The 20,686-nt window shown below is 39.3% G+C and carries 20 protein-coding genes and 1 pseudogene; all 21 read left to right on the top strand.

Annotated features, from left to right (window positions below; translation table 11 throughout):
- Window positions 1-128 precede the first annotated feature (128 nt).
- A pseudogene (locus tag FTU17_RS06095) lies at window positions 129-629 on the top strand (IS3-like element ISAba34 family transposase); the annotation flags it as partial.
- A gap of 161 nt (window positions 630-790) precedes the next feature.
- The gene (tviB, locus tag FTU17_RS06090) at window positions 791-2,068 is read left to right on the top strand and encodes a Vi polysaccharide biosynthesis UDP-N-acetylglucosamine C-6 dehydrogenase TviB (RefSeq protein WP_180134925.1); all 1,278 of its coding nucleotides are present in this window, start codon (window positions 791-793) and stop codon (window positions 2,066-2,068) included.
- 15 nt (window positions 2,069-2,083) lie between these two features.
- A complete protein-coding gene (locus FTU17_RS06085) occupies window positions 2,084-3,109 on the top strand; it encodes an NAD-dependent epimerase/dehydratase family protein (RefSeq protein ID WP_180134924.1) in 1,026 nt (341 codons plus the stop codon).
- A 10-nt stretch (window positions 3,110-3,119) separates the two neighbouring features.
- Entirely contained in the window at window positions 3,120-4,292 is a 1,173-nt protein-coding gene (locus tag FTU17_RS06080; protein ID WP_180134923.1) for an oligosaccharide flippase family protein, read from the top strand.
- Window positions 4,292-4,885, top strand: a complete 594-nt coding sequence (locus tag FTU17_RS06075; RefSeq protein WP_121531745.1) for a DapH/DapD/GlmU-related protein — start codon at window positions 4,292-4,294, stop codon at window positions 4,883-4,885. Before FTU17_RS06080 ends, FTU17_RS06075 begins: the two co-directional genes overlap by 1 nt.
- A 120-nt stretch (window positions 4,886-5,005) precedes the next feature.
- The gene (locus FTU17_RS06070) at window positions 5,006-5,554 is read left to right on the top strand and encodes a DapH/DapD/GlmU-related protein (RefSeq protein WP_180134922.1); all 549 of its coding nucleotides are present in this window, start codon (window positions 5,006-5,008) and stop codon (window positions 5,552-5,554) included.
- A gap of 31 nt (window positions 5,555-5,585) precedes the next feature.
- A complete protein-coding gene (locus tag FTU17_RS06065) occupies window positions 5,586-6,704 on the top strand; it encodes a glycosyltransferase (RefSeq protein ID WP_180134921.1) in 1,119 nt (372 codons plus the stop codon).
- Window positions 6,701-7,795: a glycosyltransferase gene (locus FTU17_RS06060; protein WP_180134920.1), complete on the top strand. Its 1,095-nt coding sequence runs from the start codon at window positions 6,701-6,703 to the stop codon at window positions 7,793-7,795. The genes FTU17_RS06065 and FTU17_RS06060 overlap by 4 nt, the downstream gene beginning before the upstream one ends.
- On the top strand, window positions 7,792-8,958 hold the full coding sequence (locus FTU17_RS06055; RefSeq protein ID WP_180134919.1) for a glycosyltransferase family 4 protein: 1,167 nt from the start codon (window positions 7,792-7,794) through the stop codon (window positions 8,956-8,958). The genes FTU17_RS06060 and FTU17_RS06055 overlap by 4 nt, the downstream gene beginning before the upstream one ends.
- Window positions 8,952-9,494, top strand: a complete 543-nt coding sequence (locus FTU17_RS06050) for a serine O-acetyltransferase (RefSeq protein ID WP_104498391.1) — start codon at window positions 8,952-8,954, stop codon at window positions 9,492-9,494. Before FTU17_RS06055 ends, FTU17_RS06050 begins: the two co-directional genes overlap by 7 nt.
- Window positions 9,495-9,510: 16 nt before the next feature.
- A complete protein-coding gene (locus FTU17_RS06045; protein WP_180134918.1) occupies window positions 9,511-10,119 on the top strand; it encodes a sugar transferase in 609 nt (202 codons plus the stop codon).
- Window positions 10,112-10,771 (top strand): acetyltransferase, encoded by a 660-nt coding sequence (locus FTU17_RS06040; RefSeq protein ID WP_180134917.1) that lies wholly within the window; start codon window positions 10,112-10,114, stop codon window positions 10,769-10,771. The genes FTU17_RS06045 and FTU17_RS06040 overlap by 8 nt, the downstream gene beginning before the upstream one ends.
- Before the next feature lie 19 nt (window positions 10,772-10,790).
- Window positions 10,791-11,966 carry a DegT/DnrJ/EryC1/StrS aminotransferase family protein gene (locus FTU17_RS06035; protein ID WP_180134916.1) on the top strand — a complete coding sequence of 392 codons (1,176 nt, stop codon included), beginning with the start codon at window positions 10,791-10,793 and terminating at the stop codon, window positions 11,964-11,966.
- A gap of 50 nt (window positions 11,967-12,016) precedes the next feature.
- A complete protein-coding gene (locus FTU17_RS06030; RefSeq protein WP_180134915.1) occupies window positions 12,017-13,876 on the top strand; it encodes a nucleoside-diphosphate sugar epimerase/dehydratase in 1,860 nt (619 codons plus the stop codon).
- A gap of 104 nt (window positions 13,877-13,980) precedes the next feature.
- Window positions 13,981-15,039 carry a dTDP-glucose 4,6-dehydratase gene (gene rfbB, locus FTU17_RS06025; RefSeq protein ID WP_180134914.1) on the top strand — a complete coding sequence of 353 codons (1,059 nt, stop codon included), beginning with the start codon at window positions 13,981-13,983 and terminating at the stop codon, window positions 15,037-15,039.
- Window positions 15,039-15,914 (top strand): glucose-1-phosphate thymidylyltransferase RfbA, encoded by an 876-nt coding sequence (gene rfbA / locus FTU17_RS06020; RefSeq protein WP_180134913.1) that lies wholly within the window; start codon window positions 15,039-15,041, stop codon window positions 15,912-15,914. Before rfbB ends, rfbA begins: the two co-directional genes overlap by 1 nt.
- A complete protein-coding gene (locus FTU17_RS06015; RefSeq protein ID WP_180134912.1) occupies window positions 15,914-17,020 on the top strand; it encodes a DegT/DnrJ/EryC1/StrS aminotransferase family protein in 1,107 nt (368 codons plus the stop codon). Before rfbA ends, FTU17_RS06015 begins: the two co-directional genes overlap by 1 nt.
- A gap of 7 nt (window positions 17,021-17,027) precedes the next feature.
- A complete protein-coding gene (locus tag FTU17_RS06010; protein ID WP_180134911.1) occupies window positions 17,028-17,732 on the top strand; it encodes a WbqC family protein in 705 nt (234 codons plus the stop codon).
- A 56-nt stretch (window positions 17,733-17,788) separates the two neighbouring features.
- The gene (locus FTU17_RS06005) at window positions 17,789-18,220 is read left to right on the top strand and encodes a GNAT family N-acetyltransferase (protein ID WP_180134910.1); all 432 of its coding nucleotides are present in this window, start codon (window positions 17,789-17,791) and stop codon (window positions 18,218-18,220) included.
- A 4-nt stretch (window positions 18,221-18,224) separates the two neighbouring features.
- Window positions 18,225-19,736 (top strand): oligosaccharide flippase family protein, encoded by a 1,512-nt coding sequence (locus tag FTU17_RS06000; RefSeq protein ID WP_180134909.1) that lies wholly within the window; start codon window positions 18,225-18,227, stop codon window positions 19,734-19,736.
- Window positions 19,733-20,674, top strand: coding sequence for a glycosyltransferase family 2 protein (locus FTU17_RS05995; RefSeq protein WP_180134908.1), 942 nt, complete (start codon window positions 19,733-19,735; stop codon window positions 20,672-20,674). Before FTU17_RS06000 ends, FTU17_RS05995 begins: the two co-directional genes overlap by 4 nt.
- Window positions 20,675-20,686 lie beyond the last annotated feature (12 nt).

The following is a 20,686-nucleotide window of genomic DNA, read 5'->3' as shown; positions in this document are numbered from 1 at the left end:
AGGTGCTGCAATGCGCAAGCTTATACATCTGTGTTATGGCGTTTTAAAACATCAGACTGCCTATCAAAGAGATTATTTAGTGGTCGAATAATCTCAAAACCTGATTGACTACCAAGACGGTATCTCAGGTCGGTGACTTCACGTATATTCAAACTCATTCAGGCTGGGTCTATACCGCCTTTATTATTGATGTGTTCTCACGAGCGATTGTTGGATGGAAAGTATCAACACGTATGAATACAGACATGGTGCTCGATGCACTAGAGCAAGCATTGCATGACCGAGGTATGCCTAAGAATGTGATTCATCATTCAGATAGAGGTGTTCAATATCTTTCAATTCGCTATACCAATCGTTTAGAAGCAGCAAATTTACGAGCATCAGTCGGTACGACCGGTGATTCATACGATAACGCTTTGGCTGAAACAGTGAATGGGTTATACAAAACAGAGGTGATTGAATATTTAAAAGCAGACTGGCAAGGTTTAGCGGATGTACAACTTGCGACATTAAATTGGGTAGATTGGTTCAACAAAAAGCGTGTACACAGCGCATTGGGTTATGTATCGCCTTTTGAGTTTGAAGCAATGTACTATGATAAGATTAACCCGTTAGGTCACGTGGCCTAACTTAAATAAAAATGTCTCCGACAAACCCGGTACGGTTCAGTATGACTTTTTATGTATGTTTAGAACATCATTACACAATCGAAATTTGATTTTCTGATATAATTTAACGCTATTTACAACATAACGATGATTGATAATTCATCGATGACATAGGCTTCAGTATGTTACAACTCTCCGAATTAAAAATTGCCATAATCGGATTAGGTTATGTCGGTTTACCGCTAGCTGTTGAGTTTGGAAAAAAAGTACCCGTTGTGGGTTTTGATATTCATCAAAAGCGTATTGATGAATTACGTAGCGGACGTGATCATACCCTAGAAGTTTCTCCTGAAGAATTAGCACAATCAGCTCAATTAAGTTACAGCGCAAATTTAGAAGACTTAAATGACTGTAATTTTTTTATTGTTACTGTTCCAACCCCGATTGATGAATATAAACAACCAGATTTAACTCCGTTGGTGAAAGCCTCAGAAAGCATTGCGAAAGTGCTGAAAAAAGGCGATATCGTGGTGTATGAATCAACGGTTTATCCGGGTGCAACGGAAGAAGTTTGTATTCCTGTTTTAGAGAAAAATTCAGGCTTAATATTCAATCAGGATTTTTATGCAGGCTATAGCCCTGAGCGTATTAACCCGGGTGATAAACTGCACCGTGTGACCAATATTTTAAAAATTACTTCGGGTTCAACACCAGAAGTTGCTGATTATGTTGATACAGTTTATAACCTGATTATTGAGGCAGGTACACATAAAGCAGCCAGCATTAAGGTTGCAGAAGCAGCCAAGGTGATTGAAAACACCCAGCGTGATGTGAATATTGCCTTAATTAATGAATTGGCATTGATTTTCAATAAAATGGGCATTGATACTGAAGCGGTGCTGCAAGCAGCAGGTACGAAATGGAATTTCTTACCCTTCCGTCCGGGTCTTGTGGGCGGTCACTGTATTGGTGTCGACCCGTACTACTTGACTCATAAAGCGCAAGCGATTGGCTATAACCCAGAAATTATTTTGGCAGGACGTCGTTTAAATGATGGCATGGGCGCATATGTGGTGACGCAGCTTGTTAAAGCGATGCTGAAAAAACGCATTCAAGTAGAAGATGCTAAAGTCCTCATTTTAGGCTTAAGCTTTAAAGAAAATTGCCCGGATATCCGCAATACCCGCATCATTGATATTGTGAAAGAACTGAAAGAATATCATATCGATGCCGATGTCTATGACCCTTGGGTGGATGCGACTGAGGCAGAACATGAGTACGGTATTAGCCCTGTGCAGGCGCTGGAAAATGGCAAATATGATGCAGTAATTTTAGCGGTTGCACATGAACAGTTTAAAGCCATGGGTGCAGATGCGATCCGTGCTTTAGGTAAATCTGAGCATGTATTGTATGACTTGAAATATGTGTTATCTCAAGCCGAATCTGATTTGCGTTTGTAAGAGGACATATTTTTCATGAATCAATATCAACAGGTCTGTGAGCAATTGAAAGCACAGCCAAAAACATGGTTAGTGACAGGCGTTGCAGGCTTTATCGGCTCAAACCTTTTAGAAACACTACTGAAACTTGATCAAACCGTAGTGGGTTTAGATAACTTTGCCACAGGTCATCAGCATAATTTGGATGAAGTTCAAAGTTTAGTATCTGCTGAGCAATGGGCGAAATTCAGTTTTATTGAAGGTGATATCCGCAAATTAGAAGATTGCCAAAAAGCCTGTGCAGGCGTGGATTATGTACTGCATGAAGCTGCTTTAGGTTCTGTACCGCGTTCGATTGCCGATCCGATCACCACCAATGACACCAATATCAGTGGTTTTTTGAATATGTTGACTGCTGCGCGTGATGCAGGTGTAGCCAGCTTTACATACGCAGCCAGCAGTTCGACTTATGGTGATCACCCCGCATTGCCAAAAGTAGAAGAAAACATCGGTAAGCCATTATCTCCATATGCAGTGACGAAGTACGTCAATGAATTATACGCAGACGTATTTGCAAAAACTTATGGGTTTAAAGCAATTGGCTTACGTTATTTCAACGTGTTTGGTCAGCGCCAAGATCCAAACGGTGCTTATGCTGCGGTGATTCCGAAATGGACGGCATCCATGATCAATGGTGAAGATGTCTTCATCAATGGTGATGGTGAAACCAGCCGTGATTTCTGTTTTATTCAAAATGTTGTACAAGCGAATATTTTAGCTGCGACAACTCAAAGTGATGAAGCAAAAACTCAGGTTTATAATGTTGCACTAGGTGACCGTACTACGTTGAATGAGTTATATCGTGCCATTCAGGCAGCGCTTGCAACTAATGATGTGAACTTTGAGCGTGATCCTGTTTACCGTGAGTTCCGTGCAGGTGATGTACGTCATTCACAAGCGAGCATTGCCAAAATTGAGCAACATCTGGGTTATGCACCGCAGTATAAAATTGCCGAAGGCATTCAATTGGCCATGCGTTGGTACGTCAATAACTTAAAATGATCTTGAGCAGATGATTGCGAAACTCTTCGCAAAATATCAGTCTATTGGACTGATTACACTCAGTTTGCTGGCAGGTGCGATAATGACATTTATCGCACTTCCTGTTTTAACACGCCTATATTCTGTTGTTGACTTTGGGGCTTACGGGATTGCATTGGCGATAGTCAGTGTACTTTCAACAGTAGCCAATTTGCGTTTGGATCAAGCACTGTTGGTTGCCGAAGAACAAGATAAAAAAAGCCTGATTTTTGAGGGTGCAGTCTTTTCAACGGTGATTGCTGTGATGAGTGGCATCGTTATCAGTCTGATTTTAAATGTTGAAATGGCGTTTGCTGTGGCAACTGGTGTGCTTGCCAATACGCTGATTCAGAGCGTTTATAACTATCAATTTGCTGCGCATAAGGAATATTTTTGTGCAGGTTTAAATATTTTTAGAAGTGCGATTGTGGTTGCAGTGCAATTGAGTTTGCCACTGTTTATGCAGATCAGTCTGGTGAATAGCTACAATGTCAGCTCGATCCTGATGATCGTGGCGATGTTGCTCTACCTATTGAAGTATCAGCTCTATCAAGTCAGTTGGCATGCGTTTAAAAATTATCAAGATTTTATCTATGCCAATACCCCGCATGCCTTGCTGAATAGTTTTTCACATAACTTGCCATACTATGTGGTGTCGCATTTTGTCGGTGTACAGGCGATGGGCTTTTATGCCATTGTCGAACGGACTTTACGTGTCCCAATCAATTTAATTTCACAAACCCTACGTCAGTTTTTTATCCGTAAGTTTAAAACTACAGATTCAAACAAAAATGCGTTAAAGGCAAGTATGCTTTTAAGTTTGGTATCACTGCCTCTTTTTGCAATTTTCTTTATCTTGCCTGAGTCGGTATATCTTTGGATTTTTGGCTCGGAATGGGTTGGTATCTCAACTTATTTCCAAATTTTAGCTCTAGGCTATTGGGCGGTTTTCTGTAATCCGCCAAGCTCGGCTTATTTAATTGCCAAGCGGAATAGCCAAGTCTTATTTAAACTGCAAATCGTAGAACTCATCATTAAGTTCGCTTTATTTGCAGGCTTATATGTTTTATGTACCGATAAAATTTATATGCTCTTGGCGGTGCCTGTGGCGCTGATCATTTATAACTTTGCCATTTTATATGTGGTGTGGAGAAACAAAAGCTGATGTTTTTTAAACTGTTAAAACTGATGAATTGGTTCACTGCACAATGCCGTCAGCAATTTTATAATGTGGCTTTTGGCACGAAATTTCGTTATTTCGGTAAAGCCTGTACGGTTGATATTAGTGGTCAAGTGAAAATTGGCCAGAATGTTTATATTGGCGATCATGTCAGTTTAATCGTCGAGCAAGGCGCAAGCTTAGAAATTGCGGACAACAGTTTTATTGGTGAAAGTTGTTATATCAAATGCTTTGGTGGCAAGGTGTCGATTGGTAAAGATGTCAGCATTAACTCTAAGTCATTTATCAATGGCTGTGGCGGTGTGAGCATTGGCGATAACACCCGTATAGGCACGCAAAGCATTATCATTGCCAGTAATCATAAATTTGGTGAACCTGATCTTTTGGTAAAAGATGCAATTACTAAACAAGGGGTCAGTTTAGGCGAAAATATTTGGCTTGGTGCACGGGTGACGGTACTTGATGGTGTGAAAATTCCAAGTGATTCGGTGATTGGTGCGTGTAGCCTCGTCTCGAAACCTTTGGATGAATCAGGTGTCTATGTCGGTAGTCCTGTTAAAAAAATCAAATCGCTCTGATCTTTTTTTTCATCCTGCATCGTGACTGCGGTTTCCATATCGTAAAGTAGATTTTCAGCGTAAAATATTCAGCTTAATTTTCTCCCTTTTGATTTTCTGATCCTGACATAGGTCATGCGTATGGCATTTATGGTTTCTGCGTTTCGACAGCTGTTTGATTTGGCTTATTTTATGGCAAAAGGCAGTGTGGCTTATGCACGTAAAAAAGGTGTAAAAGTCGGTGAAAACTGTCGAATCTATATTAAAAGCTGGGGCTCAGAACCATTTTTGGTCAGCCTTGGTGATCATGTGACCGTGACCTCAGGGGTGAAATTTATTACCCATGACGGCAGTACATGTTTGGTTCATGATGAGCAAGGCAAGCGCTACCAACGCTTTGCCCCAATTCAAGTTGGTTCGCATGTGTTTATTGGGGTCAATACCATTGTAATGCCAGGCGTGAGCATTGGCTCAAATGTGGTGATTGGTGCAGGCTCAGTGGTGACCAAAGACATTCCTGATCACAGCGTGGCGATTGGCGTACCTGCCAAAGTGGTATCCAGTTTTGTCGACTATCAAGCCAAAATTCAAAGCACCTGTGCCAGTGATAGTGAGCTGGCAGGTATCACGGATTATCGTGAGCGTGTTGAGCGTGCCATGGCGATTCAAGCCTCAAAAACACCGCATTAATATTCTCCCATTTTAAAATTTAGGTCTGCATATGTTGAATAAAGTCATGTTCTTTTTGCCAAGCTTGGGCGGTGGCGGTGCAGAACGTACAGTCATTCAACTCGCCAACAGCTTTGCGGAACAAGGTCTCAATATTCATTTGGGCGTGTGTAATGTCACAGGTGATAAAGCTAAGCTGTTGCCTGAAGTCAGCCCGAAAATTCAATTGGTGAATTTTAATTGCGGTCGGGTGATGAATAGCATCAAGCCTTTAAAAATAAAAATGAAAGCTGAGCAATACGACTGCTTAGTCGCAACGCAAACCCACACCAATATTGTGGCAGGTATTGCGAAAAGACTCGCAGGTGTTAAAACGCGATTAATCTTCCGTGAAGTATCTACGCCGTCCAAAAACTTAAAATTGCAAGGTCTTGCCAAATTTTTGCTGAAAACTTTGGTGAATTGGACTTATCCCATGGCACAGCAAGTGGTCTGTGTTTCCAAAGGGGTTGAAGCCGATTTTCGTGAATATTATGGCTATAAAAATAATAATCTGAGCACGATTTATAACCCTGTATTGGACGATGCCTATTTTGAAAAACTCAAAGCGCCAGTCACACACAAATTTTTAAATGATGACCATAAAGTGATTTTGGCAGTGGGGCGTCTCACTGAAGCAAAGAACTTTGGTTTTCTGATCCGCTCCTTTAAAGCCTTGCATGATCAGCATCCTGAAACCCGATTATTGATTTTAGGTGAGGGCGAACTGCGTGCAGAGTTTGAGGCTTTAGTTGCTGAATTGGGTTTAAAAGACGTGGTGGATTTGCCGGGCTTTGATGCCAATCCATACGCTTATTTTAAATATGCATCGCTATTTGTTTTAAGCTCGAATTGGGAAGGCTTGCCGGGTGTACTTATTCAAGCTTTAGCCTCTAAAGTGAAAGTGGTGAGTACCAACTGTCCAAGTGGACCAATGGAAATTCTAGAAAACTCTAAGTTTGGTTTGTTGGTGGAATGTAATGATCAGGCAGGTTTAACCCAAGCGATACAGCAAGCGATATTTGCAGATTATGTGCAATATCAAGATGCTGATTTTGAATCACATATTCAGCAGTTTCATAAGCAAACCGTACTCAAGCAGTATTTGCGAATGATGGAGTCGGCGGCATGAGCAAACCTTTGATGGTACATGTGATCACCAACTTTGCAGGCGTGGGTGGTGCCGAAATGATGTTGGCACGCTTAATTCAGCAAACTGAACATGACTATCAGCACGTGATCATTGCACTGATGAAAACTTCCGAGGTGTATCAAAGTACTTTAGAGCGTTGTCAGTCGCATTATGCGCTCGGTTGGAATGGTTTAAATACGCTGAGTACGGTGAGTCAGCTGCGCGCATTACTCAAAAAGCTACAGCCCGCAACGGTGCAATGCTGGATGTACCATGCCAATGCATTGACCAGTCTCAGTGTTATTGGTTTAGCGAAAAAACCAAAGGTCGTATGGGGTATTCATCATTCTCTTGCTTCTCCTAAAGATGAATCAATCAGCACCAAGATTGCCTTGGGCATAAGTAAAATACTATCACAGCAACCTAGTGCTATTATTTATTGTGCGCATTCGTCTATGCAGCAGCATCAGGCCTTCGGCTTTAAAAATGGCAATAGCCAAGTGATTGCCAATGGTGTGTTTCTCGATAAATTTCAGCCTAATCCCCAATTGCATGAACCAATCGTGATTGGTTTTGCAGGGCGTTATCACACGGCCAAAGGCTACCCTTATTTGTTTGAAACGATGGGCTTACTCAAGGATCAAGACATCATCTTTAAAATTGCAGGTAGCGGCGCGAGTTTAGAGAATCCTGAAGTAAAGGCTTTATTCGATCAATATCAATTGGATAGTCAAAAAGTCCATTTATTGGATCAAATCTCAGATATGCCTGCTTTTTATCAATCGATTGATGCATTCCTCATGACTTCAATTACCGAAGGTTTTCCGAATGTGTTGGTCGAAGCCATGGCATCAGGTTTGCCTTGTATCAGCACCGATGTTGGTGATGCGCAATATATTGTGCAAGAGCTTGGCGAAATTGTACCGCCGCGCAATTCGGCTGTATTGGTGCAAGCAATTTTAAATTATGTGCAGCAAAGCAATGATCAAAGATTGCAGTTGAAACAAGCCGTGCGTGAGCGCGTAGAAGCACATTTCAGTATTGAGAAAGTGAGTCAGCAATATATGCAAGTTTGGGAGCAAAGCCGTTGAAATTTCTGATGATCAGCAGTTTTTTGCCTTCTGTTTTAAATTTCCGTGGGAAACTGTTGGAAGCTATTCATGCACAAGGCTACGAAATTCATATTATGGCGCCTGAATTCGCATCATTCCCTGAAGAACAGCAAAAACTGCAAGCCCTTGGCTATCATCTGCATGAAATTCCCATGCAGCGCACAGGCACCAATCCGCTGTCGGATTTAAAACTGTTAAAACATCTCTATCAGAAGATTCGTCAAATTCAGCCTGACTACGGACTGTCCTATACGATTAAGCCTGTGATTTATGGCACGCTCGCGTCATGGCTGGTGAAAGTACCGCATCGTTTTGCTTTAATTACTGGTCTGGGTTATGCCTTTCAAAATGTAGAAGCGGGTAAGCGCAGTCTATTTCAAAAACTGGTGCATGGCTTATATGCGCAAGCGCTCAAACGTAGCGACAAAGTTTTTTTCCAAAACCCAGACGATTTAAAGCTGTTCCAAGACATGCACTTACTGGATGCTAGTAAGCCGACGGTGGTGGTGAATGGTTCAGGGGTGAATGTGCAAGACTTTGATGTCTTGCCCTTACCGCAAAATGATGTGGGGACAGTTAAAGCCTCATTTTTACTTATTGCACGGCTTTTGGGTGATAAAGGTGTGCGCGAATATGCTGAATCGGCGCGCATCATCAAAGCACAATATCCTGAATCGGAATTTCATTTGGTCGGTTGGATTGATGATAATCCATCAGCTATTTCTAAAGCCGAACTCGATGAATGGATTGCCGATGATCGCCTCAAATATTGGGGCAAACTCAGTGATGTCCGTCCTGCAATTGCGGAAAGCTCGGTCTACGTGTTGCCCTCCTACCGTGAAGGCACGCCACGTACGGTATTAGAGGCGATGGCTATGGGACGGGCGATTATTACCACCGATGCACCAGGTTGTCGTGAAACGGTATCGCACGGTGTGAATGGTTATTTGGTCGGAGTGAAGTCTGTAGATGATTTGGTGCAATGCATGCAATACTTTATTGAAGATCCAAAACTGATTGAGTATATGGGACAACGTTCGCGGGAAATTGCCCTGAATAAATATGATGTGCATCAGGTAAATAAACATATGCTTGCTGAAATGGGAATCATCGATATCAATTTAGAGTCTGGCGCATGTTGATTAAATACATCAAAAGCGATTTATATCGTTATACGGGAAAAGTCAGTTTTAAATTGTTTATTAAAAACTACCTATTTAATCGCGGCTTTAATTTTTCATTTTGGTTACGTATTGCCAGTTCAAAAACGTTTTTAGCAAAACTTGCTTATCCCATTTATTATTATAAAAGAAAGCAATATGGGATCGATATTCATACCACGACTAAAATTGGCTATGGCTTATATATTGGACATGGTGGACCTTTAGTTATTAATCCCACAGCAGAGCTTGGGCATAACGTCAATTTATCTCAATTCACAACGATTGGCGCCAATGGTGGTCGTCGAGCAGCCAAAATTGGTAATAATGTTTATATTGGACCTCATGTCTGTATCGTGGAATCAATTACGATTGGTGATAATTCAACGATTGGCGCGGGTAGTGTGGTGACGAAAGATATTCCTGAAAATGCTACGGCTGTAGGAAATTATGCCAAAGTGATTCACATGAATAATGCAGGTCAATCTGTAAATAGACGTTGGACAGATCTTGACTAAAGGGCAGAGGAATTCAATGTTAAAACGTATTATTGATATCACCATTGCATCGACCGCTTTAATTCTACTGTCACCGGTATATTTCATTGTGGCTCATAAGGTGAAAAAGAATTTAGGTTCGCCAGTGCTATTTCGTCAGGTGCGTTCGGGCTTACATGGCAAACCATTTGAAATGATTAAGTTCCGCACTATGAAAGATGCGCTGGATGCTGAGGGCAACCCATTACCCGACAGTGAACGTCTCACCCCATTTGGTAAAATGCTCCGTGCCACCAGTCTCGATGAAATGCCTGAATTGTGGAACGTGATTAAAGGTGACATGAGTATTGTTGGTCCACGTCCATTACTGATGGAATATCTACCTTTATATAATAGCGAGCAAGCCAAACGTCACAACGTGCGTCCGGGTATCACGGGTTATGCGCAAGTGAATGGTCGCAATGCCATTTCATGGGAAAAGAAATTCGAACTCGATACATGGTATGTTGAAAACCAATCATTGTGGCTCGATTTTAAAATCATGCTGAAAACCATAAAAAAAGTGATTGCCAAAGATGATATCAGCGCGGAAGGTGAGGCAACCATGAGCAAATTTACCGGCTCTGCGGAACATAAAAATGACTAAACTGTTTGCGATTTATGGGGCATCGGGCTGTGGGCGTAGTCTCATGCCGGTGGCACGGCAGCAATTAGCCCGTGAACAAGACAGTTCTGAAATTGTCTTTATTGATGATGCCTTAACAGAGATGGGTGAGGTGAATGGTCATCGTGCCATGAATTATTCAGCATTTTTAAATGAATCAGCATCAAGAAAATACGTGCAAATTGCGATTGCCAATAGTCGTGTACGCGAAAAAATTGCCCAGCGTTTAGAAGTGGATGGTATTCAGCTTTGGTCAATCTGTGCTGACAACGTCATTTTCATGGATGAAGTACAAATTGCAGAAGGTTCAGCACTCAGTCCATTTGTCACCATTACCTCCAATATTAAAATCGGAAAATGCTTCCACGCCAATTTATATAGCTATGTCGAGCATGATTGTGTGATTGGGGATTTCGTTACCTTTGCGCCAGGCGTAAAATGCAACGGTAATATTCATATTCACGACCATGCTTATATTGGCGCAGCGGCCATGATTAAGCAAGGCACCCCCGATCAGCCTTTGGTGATTGGTAAAGGCGCGATTGTCGGTATGGGCGCCGTAGTCACCAAAAGTGTCCCTGCGGGCGCAACAGTGGTGGGTAATCCTGCGCGGATTGTCACGACTTCACAGTAATACGTTTTAGGAAAATTCCATGTTAAACAGTGCATTTGAGCCTTGGCCAAGCTTTACCCAAGCAGAAGCCGATGCGGTGTCAAAAGTTCTTTTGTCCAATAAAGTGAATTATTGGACAGGGCAGGAATGCCGTGAATTTGAAAAGGAATTTGCACAGTTTGCAGGAACCAAGCATGCAGTTGCCGTAGCCAATGGCACCGTGGCACTCGATTTAGCCCTAAAAGCCCTCGGCATCGGTGAAGGGAATGATGTGATTGTCACTTCACGTACCTTCTTGGCTTCAGCAAGTTCGATTGTGACTGCAGGTGCTAATCCGATTTTTGCTGATGTGGAACTCGATTCACAAAACATCTCACGTCGTACTATTGAAGCGGTGCTTACACCGAATACCAAAGCGATTATTTGTGTGCATTTGGCGGGTTGGATGTGTGATATGGATCCAATCATGCAATTGGCAGAGGAGAAAGGCATCTTCGTGATTGAGGATTGTGCTCAAGCGCATGGTGCGATGTATAAAGGTAAATCCGCTGGTTCCATCGGTCATATTGGTGCATGGTCGTTTTGCCAAGACAAGATTATGACCACTGGCGGTGAAGGCGGTATGGTCACCACCAATGATGAAAGTCTGTGGAAAAAAATGTGGTCGTATAAAGATCACGGTAAAAACTTTGATAGCGTGTATAACAAGCAACATCCACCGGGCTTCCGTTGGTTACACGACTCATTTGGCACCAACTGGCGCATGATGGAAATGCAAGCCGTGATTGGTCGCCTGCAACTCAAACAAATGCCTGAATGGACGGCAAAACGTCATGCCAATATGGTGCGCATCCAAGCCGTATTTGAAAACAGCCCTTACTTTACAGTTGCGAAACCCTCTAGCGACTATGTACATGCCGCTTATAAATGCTATGTGCAAGTCAATGTTGATGCTTTGCCAGAAGGCTGGTCACGTGACCGCATCATGGCGGAAATCAGCGCGCAAGCGGTGCCATGTTTTAGTGGCTCATGTTCAGAAGTGTATTTAGAAAAAGCTTTTGATGAGACACCGTGGCGCCCAGTAACACGTTTAGCCAATGCGAAAGCTTTAGGTGAAAGCAGTCTGATGTTCTTGGTGCATCCAACACTGTCTGAACACAGCCTACAAAAAACCGTAGATGCGATTCAAAGCGTGATTGCCAAGATTCACGGTTAAAACAGCGTATAATCACAGCGTGCTTTTTCAGCCAAGATAACTGAGCCTCAATGAAAGATTTTATTCGTTCGATTGCATCCTTACCGCGTCGCCAAAAACAAGTGGTTTTGGTGACCGTGGACATGTGCATGTTGCCACTGATGATGTGGCTGGCCTATGCCATTCGTTTGGCACGTCCTAATGTCACGGTGATGCAAGGACTTGAGGCTTGGTATATCTATGTTGCGATCGCAGGTGTACTGATTTTCGCTTTGCTCGGTATTTACCGTGCCATCGTGCGTTCGTTTAATGAAGATTATTTACTGCGTATTTCGATTGGGACATTTATTCAAATTGTGGCGTTGTATGCCATCAAAAAATTAGATGTTGCTTTTATTCCGATGAGTATCCCGCTCATGTACGGCTTTATGCTTTTTTCCTACATGTGGTGGAGTCGCGCGGTGATTCGTTATGCGACGCTTAAAACTTTTGCTAAAAAACAAAGCCGTAAACGCGTGGCGATTTATGGGGCAGGGCTTGCAGGACAACAAATTGCGGCAGCTTTAAATCGTTCAGATGATTATCTACCAGTATGCTTTATTGATGATAAAAAATCCCTAAAAGGGCAATCTTTAAGTGGTTTAAAAATCTATTCACCGAAAAAAGCGCAAAAAAAACTCGGAAAATTTGGTATTGAAGAAGTTTTACTTGCGATGCCATCGGTGGGTCGTGCCCGTAAAAAGGAAATTATTGAATCCTTTGAAGCCACTGATGTCAAAATCATGGAATTGCCGGGTGTCACCCAATTGGTGGATGGTAAAGTCAAAGTCTCTGATATCCGTGAGGTGGATATTATTGATTTACTCGGTCGTGATCCTGTACCACCGAAGCCTGAGCTGTTAGAAAAAAATATTAAAAATAAAGTGGTCATGGTGACAGGAGCAGGGGGGTCGATCGGCTCTGAGTTATGTCGTCAGATTGTGAAGCATCAGCCTAAAATGTTAGTGCTGTTTGAAATGTCTGAATTTGCTTTGTATTCAATTGATCGTGAATTGCAGGCTTCTGATATACAAATTATTCCAGTGCTAGGTTCTGTCACTAATCAGCAAAAATTAGAACGTATTATTCAAGGGTACAAAGTGCAAACAGTTTATCATGCCGCAGCTTATAAACATGTACCACTTGTTGAAGCAAACCCATTTGAAGGTATTTATAATACCTCCATTGGTACACAGCGTAGTGTAGATGCAGCGGTAAACCAAAATGTTGAAACTTTTGTTTTAATTTCAACAGATAAAGCGGTACGTCCAACCAATGTGATGGGCGCGTCTAAACGCATGGCAGAATTGTATTGTCAGGGCCTAGCGTCGACGAATCCAAAAACGCAAATTAGTATTGTGCGCTTTGGTAATGTACTCGGTTCGTCAGGTTCTGTCGTCCCTTTGTTTAAAAAGCAGATTGCTCAAGGCGGGCCTGTTACAGTAACGCACCCAGAAGTCACGCGTTATTTTATGACCATTCCTGAAGCTGCGCAGTTGGTGATTCAGGCTGGTGCGATGGGGACTGGCGGTGATGTATTTTTATTGGATATGGGCGAGCCAGTTAAAATAGTAGATTTAGCTAAACAAATGATTCGTTTGAGTGGTTTTCGAGCAATCGATGAAAATGGTATAGGTGATATTGAGATACAATTTACAGGTCTACGTCCGGGTGAAAAGTTATATGAAGAGTTGTTAATTGATGCTGAAAATGTTGAAAAGACGGAGCATGAAAGGATATTAAAGTCTTATGAAAAATATTATGGATATTTAGAGGTTTCTGAAATATTTATACAGCTTAAAAATTACAAGTATCGTGATGATTTAAATGAATTATTTACGATACTAAAAAAATATGTGGATGGTTATTGTTCAGTATCTATAGATAAGTAATTTTAATAGTAGTATTAAAATTTAATTTAACTGGATGATATAATTAAGGATAACAAAATTAAAGCTATACCTTAATACAGTGAATTTTAAAATTTAGGATATTTATGAAGATTATAGTAACAGGTGGAGCAGGTTTTATTGGTTCTGCCGTGATTCGACATATTATTAATCATACTAATAATGAAGTATTAAATATTGATAAGCTGACCTATGCTGGCAATTTAGAATCTTTAGAAAGTATTGCTGATAGTGAGCGTTATCAGTTTTCTCAAACTGATATTTGCGATCGTATTGCATTAGATCAAATCTTTGAAAGTTTTCAACCAGATGCTGTGATGCATTTGGCAGCAGAGTCCCATGTAGATCGCTCAATTACAGGTTCGGCTGCATTTATTGAAACCAATATTATTGGTACATATCACTTGTTGGAAGCTACCCGTCATTATTGGAACGGTTTAAATCAAAATAGAAAACAAGCATTTCGTTTTCACCATATTTCAACAGATGAGGTTTATGGTGACTTAGAAGGTACAGATGACTTGTTCCTGGAGACAACACCCTATGCTCCGAGTTCGCCATATTCGGCAAGTAAGGCCAGTTCAGATCATTTAGTTCGAGCTTGGCATCGAACTTATGGACTACCAACAATGATTACCAATTGTTCAAATAATTATGGTCCTTATCATTTCCCTGAAAAATTGATTCCTTTAGTGATTTTAAATGCTTTAGAAGGTAAGGCGCTTCCAATTTACGGTAAAGGTGATCAAATTCGCGATTGGTTATTTGTTGAAGACCATGCTAGAGCATTATATAAAGTAGTGACAGAAGGTGTTGTCGGAGAGACGTACAACATTGGTGGGCACAATGAAAAACAAAACATTGAAGTCGTGAAAACGATTTGTAAGATTTTAGATGAGTTAAAGCCCCAGTCGAATGGACAAGCTTATGAGTCACTGATCACATTTGTACAAGATCGTCCTGGTCATGATTTACGTTATGCCATTGATGCAACAAAAATTGGCCATGAATTAGGCTGGAAACCTAAAGAAACGTTTGATACAGGTATTCGAAAAACAGTTGAATGGTATTTGAATAATTTAGAGTGGTGTCGTCGTGTTCAAGATGGCAGTTACCAACGTGAAAGATTAGGTGTGAATGCATAATGAATACAAAAGGTATTATTCTCGCAGGTGGATCGGGTACACGTTTATACCCAATTACAAAGGGTGTATCCAAACAACTACTCCCAATTTACGACAAGCCAATGATTTATTATCCAATTTCTGTACTTATGTTGGCAGGCATTCAGGATATTCTGATTATTACGACACCTGAGGATAAAGAGAGCTTTGAACGCCTGCTTGGTGATGGTTCACAGTTTGGTGTTCGTTTGCAGTATGCCATTCAACCTAGTCCGGATGGGTTGGCTCAAGCGTTTATTATTGGCGAAGAGTTTATTGGTGATAGTAATGTGTGCTTGGTACTTGGCGATAATATTTTCTATGGTCAGGGCTTTACACCAATGCTTAAGCAGGCTGTAGCTCGCCAAAAAGGCGCTACAGTTTTTGGCTATCAAGTAAAAGACCCTGAGCGTTTTGGTGTAGTTGAGTTTGATGAGCATAAACGCGCAATTTCATTAGAAGAAAAACCTAAGCAACCAAAATCAAATTTTGCAGTGACAGGTTTATATTTTTATGACAATGATGTGATTCAAATTGCAAAAGAAGTTAAACCTTCTGACCGTGGTGAGTTGGAAATCACGACAGTGAACCAAATGTATTTGGAGCGAGGTGACTTAAGTGTTGAGCTATTGGGTCGAGGCTTTGCATGGCTCGATACGGGTACACATGCAAGTTTGCTTGAAGCAGCACAATTTGTAGAGACCTTAGAAAAGCGTCAAGGTTATAAAGTTGCATGTCTAGAAGAAATTGCTTTTAATCAAGGTTGGTTGAGTAAAGAGCAAGTGTTAAAAATTGGGCAAAGCATGAGTAAGAATGACTATGGTCAATATTTGATTTCTTTGGTAGTTGAAGAATAATGAATAATCCAATTTATGTTACTCAGCCTGTATTGCCAGAGTTAGAAGATTTTATTCCTTATTTAGAGCAAATTTGGAAAAATAAAATTTTGACTAATGGTGGTCCTTTACATCAGCAATTAGAAAAAGAACTATGTGAATATTTGGATGTTCCTTTTATTTCGTTATTCAATAATGGAACGATTGCTTTAGTTACAGCATTACAAGCACTGGACCTGCAAGAGGGTGGTGAAGTCATTACGACACCTTATACATTTGTAGCAACAGCTCATTCAATTATATGGAATAAGCTGAGACCTATCTTTGTTGATATTGATCTACAAACATCGAATATCGATCCTGCTAAAGTAGAAGCGGCTATTACGGAAAAAACAGTCGCTATACTTCCTGTCCACTGTTATGGAATACCGTGTGATGTAAATCGTTTGCAAATATTAGCGGATAAATATGATTTGAAATTAATTTATGACGCTGCACATGCATTTGGTGTAAAGCATCAGGGACAAAGTTTATTAAACTTTGGTGATATGAGTATCATTAGTTTTCATGCAACAAAGGTCTTTAATACTTTTGAAGGTGGTGCAATTGTTTGTCATACGGTTGAGATGAAACAACGTATTGATCAATTGAAGAACTTTGGTATTGTCAACGAAACAACAATAAGTGATGTCTCTCTTAATGGTAAACTCAGCGAAGTGCATGCAGCTTTAGGCTTATTACAACTGAAAACCATTGAAAAAACCTTAGAGGCACGTAATAAAATAGATATCTTATACCGTCAGCTACTTGAAGATGTCGAGGGTATTCATTGTATTGATCGATTAAATTTAGATAGAGACAACTGTTCTTATTTTCCTATTGTGATTTCTGAAGATTATCCGCTTAGCCGTGATCAGCTTTTTGATAAATTGAAAGAACATCAGATTTTTGCACGTAAATATTTTTATCCTTTGATGACAGATTTGAATATCTACCAAGAATATGTTTCTTTTACGCCTAAAGCTAAATTGTTGTCTGAACAGGTGCTTTGTTTGCCTATGTATCCAAGTTTAACAGTTGAACAAGTTGAAGTTATTGTGAGTTTTATTGCGAGTGCAGTGAGGTAGAAATATAATGAAATTAGCAATTATGCAACCTTACTTCATGCCATATATTGGGTATTTTCAGCTGATAAATGCTGTTGATAAATTCATATTTTATGATGATGTCACGTTTATTAAACAAGGCTGGATTAATCGAAATCAAATTTTGATTAATAATCAGGCTAAAATGTTCAGTATCCCGCTTAGTAATGCAAGCTCGCATGTGTTAATTAAAGATGTTCTAATAAGCGAAAGTGCATATCAGAAATGGAAGAAAAGTTTTTTAAACTCTATTCTTTTTAGCTATAAAAAAGCGAAGAACTATTCGAAAATAAATGCTTTGATAGAAAGAATTTTGGAAAAAAAACCTGAAACAATTTCAGAGCTAGCAATTAAAAGTGTTATAGAGGTTTCTCAGTACTTAGATTTGAAAACTGAATTTGAAGTTTGCAGTGATGTGTATTCAAATACATATTTCTCAGGTCAAAATCGTGTTCTGGATATTTGCATAAATGAAAAAGCAACAACGTATATAAACCCTATTGGTGGTATGGAGCTGTACTCTAAGAGTGTTTTTCAGGAAAAAAATATTGAGTTATTTTTCATTAAGGCTAATAAATCAGTTTATCCACAGTTTTCTGAAGAGTTTGTTCCATTCTTATCCATTATTGATGTGTTGATGTTTAATGATATTAATGAGGTCAATATGAAATTGTGTGATTTTGAGTTGATCTAAAATTTGTAATTAATATTTAATTTTATAATATGTGCATATTATAAGGAAGTTTATTAGTGTTGCAGCTATATCAGAATAATGATTGTGTAGAGTTGATTGAACAAGAACTGGAGATTAATCCAAATTTTCTTGAGTTTTCTAATGAGGGAAAAGAAAATTATTTTTTGAAAATTGATCAAAATGCTGAATTTTTAAAGCACTATTGTGATGAAAATTTGGCAGGATTTATTGCATGCTATTGTAATAACTATGAATCAAGAAGAGCATTTATTTCTTTGGTATTGATTGATAAGTTGTACAGGGGGAAAGGTATATCAAAGAAAATATTCTCCCAGCTCTTTACTTTGCTAAAAGAAAAAGATTTTAAGAGCTGTAGCCTTGAAGTTAGGCGAGATAATGTTAATGCATTAAACTTATATAAATCTTTAGGTTTTAAAAGTGTTGAGTCAACTGATCCACATAGTATTACTATGAATATTTTATTATAGAAATATGAAAACCAACTCATTAAAGCTTAATATATTGGCAAGTTATGTTAGCCAAATTTATTTAGTAATTATTAGTATTGCAATATTACCCATATATATGAAACATATGGGAGCTGAAGCCTACGGGTTAGTGGGCTTTTTTGCTATGTTGCAAGGTCTTTTTAGCTTACTTGATTTTGGGCTTACCCCAACAATCAGCCGGCAAACTGCACAATACAATGCTGGTGCAGAATCAGCTTTAGGCTTTCGGCAGCTTTTTAGGTCATTGAGTGTTATTTTTTTCGGAATCGCATGTCTTGGTGGTGGTTTACTATTTTATTTTAATCACTATATTGCAGAGCATTGGCTAAAATTAGAAAACTTAGCCATGTCGGATGTGCTGTTCTGTCTACAGACTATGGCAATCTGCGTGGCTTTAAGATGGATGACCGGTTTATATCGCGGTGTAATTTCAGGCTTCGAGCGCATTGTTTGGCTGAGTGTGAGCAATATTGTCATTGCAACGCTTCGGTTTCCCGGTGTTTTGCTGTACATGTATTATTTTGGCTTTACTATTAAAAGTTTTTTTATATTTCAGCTTATTGTTGCGGTTCTTGAGTTTGTAATACTCGCATTGAAAGCTAATATTTTATTACCAAAATTAAATTCCTCTAAAATAATAGGCTGGTCTTTACAACCAGTTAAGCCGCTTTTAAGTTTTGCTTTAACGATTGCATTTACATCATCCATTTGGGTTTTGCTCACACAACTCGATAAATTTGTTTTGTCAGGTATATTACCTTTATCTGAGTACGGTTATTTTACTTTGGCAGTTTTAGTGGCGGGTGGGATTTTACAAATTGGAACGCCAATAAGTTCGGCCATTATGCCTAGAATGGCGCGTTTGCAAGGTGAAAGAAAATACCATGAATTAAAAGCAGTTTACGTCGGTGCAACCGAGTTTGTTGCCGTTGTAGTGGTGACTGCGGGGATTATTTTAGCTGCACTTGCACAGCATGTACTTTATGTTTGGACAGGGGATGCGGTACTTGCGCAAAAGGCAGCACCTATTTTACAGCTATATGCTTTAGGTAATGCTATTTTAACTTTAGGCGCTTTCCCCTATTACTTACAATATGCTAAAGGCAACTTACGGCTGCATTTTATTGGAAATTTAATAACTGCCATTTTGCTCATACCTGTTATAATCTGGGCTGCAAAAAACTATGGGGCAATTGGGGCTGGCTGGGCATGGGTACTGATCCAACTCACCTACCTTTTACTATGGGTCAGTTATGTACATAAAATGATTGAACCTGATATTAATTTGCAGTGGTTTAAGTCTTTTCTACCAATTATCTTTTGTGTATCTATTGTCTCCAATGCCATTATGCATTTTATGAATTTTTCAGAGCAAAGATATATTGCATTCCTTCAAATTTTTGCTATTAGCCTGTTATGTCTAGTTGTTGCGGTAATTAGTTCTAAACAAGCCAGAAGTATCATTCAATCGAGGGTGTTAAAGAGATTTCCATGAATATAGAAAATGATATTCAAGTATCCGTATGTGTAGTTACTTATAACCAAGAAAACTACATTGCAGAGTGCCTTGAAAGTTTAGTCAACCAAGTAACAAACTTTAGATATGAAATTATTGTTGGTGAGGATTGTTCAACAGATGGCACTCGTTCAATAGTTCAGCGCTATGTAGAAAAATACCCAGACTTAATTGTACCTCTATTTTATAAAGAAAATTTAGGTCCAGTTGAAAATATTAAGCAGGTCTATAAAAAAGCTAAAGGTAAGTATATTGCACATATGGATGGTGATGACATAGCATTACCAGGTAAATTGCAAAAGCAGTTTGAGGTTTTAGAAAAAAATAATGATTGTGTTATTTGTGCACATCAGATGGAATTAATAAATGAAAATGATGAAGTAGTTGGAATAGATCATGTTTTAAATCCAAAAGGAAAATACACTACATATGATTTGTATTTAATACATACCTTATTTCGCCATTCTTCAAAAATGTTTTTAAATAATATTGAAAAATATATTGACAGCTTACATGAGAATACACTAGATATTGAATTACATATTACTCAAAGCAAGTATGGTAATATATATCTAATGAATGAATATTTAGGTCAGTATCGTGAAAATGTGGGAGTCACCTTTAAAAATAAATTTATAAACCCAATTATTATTGATAGAGTAGAGCATCTTTATGAATCTGTTGATGTAAATGAGTTTACTGGTAAGCAATATTTAAATATTCAAAAAAAATACTCAGATATTTTATTAAGTTATGCATTTCTCTGTGCAAAAACAATTCAAGATGTAAATATTTTTAATGTTTTTGTCAATAAATCTACTTCAGTGTATAAGTATTCTATTAATCAATTGATTTTTAAAATAGGATCAATTTGTCCTAAGCTTTTTTTTAAATTATGTTCATTCAAAAGAAATTAACCAATTGTCAGG

The sequence above is a fragment of the Acinetobacter sp. YH12070 genome, from assembly GCF_013419625.1.
In the GTDB taxonomy this organism is placed as follows: Bacteria; Pseudomonadota; Gammaproteobacteria; order Pseudomonadales; family Moraxellaceae; genus Acinetobacter; species Acinetobacter amyesii.
This window is presented reverse-complemented; position numbering and strand designations above follow the sequence as displayed.

Coding starts and splice junctions, on each gene's coding strand:
- FTU17_RS06070 (WP_180134922.1), top strand. CDS start 5,006: ATGGCATTTATGGTTTCTGCGTTTCGACAGCTGTTTGATTTGGCTTAT.
- tviB (WP_180134925.1), top strand. CDS start 791: ATGTTACAACTCTCCGAATTAAAAATTGCCATAATCGGATTAGGTTAT.
- FTU17_RS06045 (WP_180134918.1), top strand. CDS start 9,511: ATGTTAAAACGTATTATTGATATCACCATTGCATCGACCGCTTTAATT.
- FTU17_RS06000 (WP_180134909.1), top strand. CDS start 18,225: ATGAAAACCAACTCATTAAAGCTTAATATATTGGCAAGTTATGTTAGC.
- FTU17_RS06030 (WP_180134915.1), top strand. CDS start 12,017: ATGAAAGATTTTATTCGTTCGATTGCATCCTTACCGCGTCGCCAAAAA.
- FTU17_RS06015 (WP_180134912.1), top strand. CDS start 15,914: ATGAATAATCCAATTTATGTTACTCAGCCTGTATTGCCAGAGTTAGAA.
- FTU17_RS06080 (WP_180134923.1), top strand. CDS start 3,120: ATGATTGCGAAACTCTTCGCAAAATATCAGTCTATTGGACTGATTACA.
- FTU17_RS06010 (WP_180134911.1), top strand. CDS start 17,028: ATGAAATTAGCAATTATGCAACCTTACTTCATGCCATATATTGGGTAT.
- FTU17_RS06040 (WP_180134917.1), top strand. CDS start 10,112: ATGACTAAACTGTTTGCGATTTATGGGGCATCGGGCTGTGGGCGTAGT.
- FTU17_RS06085 (WP_180134924.1), top strand. CDS start 2,084: ATGAATCAATATCAACAGGTCTGTGAGCAATTGAAAGCACAGCCAAAA.
- FTU17_RS06060 (WP_180134920.1), top strand. CDS start 6,701: ATGAGCAAACCTTTGATGGTACATGTGATCACCAACTTTGCAGGCGTG.
- FTU17_RS06065 (WP_180134921.1), top strand. CDS start 5,586: ATGTTGAATAAAGTCATGTTCTTTTTGCCAAGCTTGGGCGGTGGCGGT.
- rfbB (WP_180134914.1), top strand. CDS start 13,981: ATGAAGATTATAGTAACAGGTGGAGCAGGTTTTATTGGTTCTGCCGTG.
- rfbA (WP_180134913.1), top strand. CDS start 15,039: ATGAATACAAAAGGTATTATTCTCGCAGGTGGATCGGGTACACGTTTA.
- FTU17_RS06075 (WP_121531745.1), top strand. CDS start 4,292: ATGTTTTTTAAACTGTTAAAACTGATGAATTGGTTCACTGCACAATGC.
- FTU17_RS06050 (WP_104498391.1), top strand. CDS start 8,952: ATGTTGATTAAATACATCAAAAGCGATTTATATCGTTATACGGGAAAA.
- FTU17_RS06035 (WP_180134916.1), top strand. CDS start 10,791: ATGTTAAACAGTGCATTTGAGCCTTGGCCAAGCTTTACCCAAGCAGAA.
- FTU17_RS05995 (WP_180134908.1), top strand. CDS start 19,733: ATGAATATAGAAAATGATATTCAAGTATCCGTATGTGTAGTTACTTAT.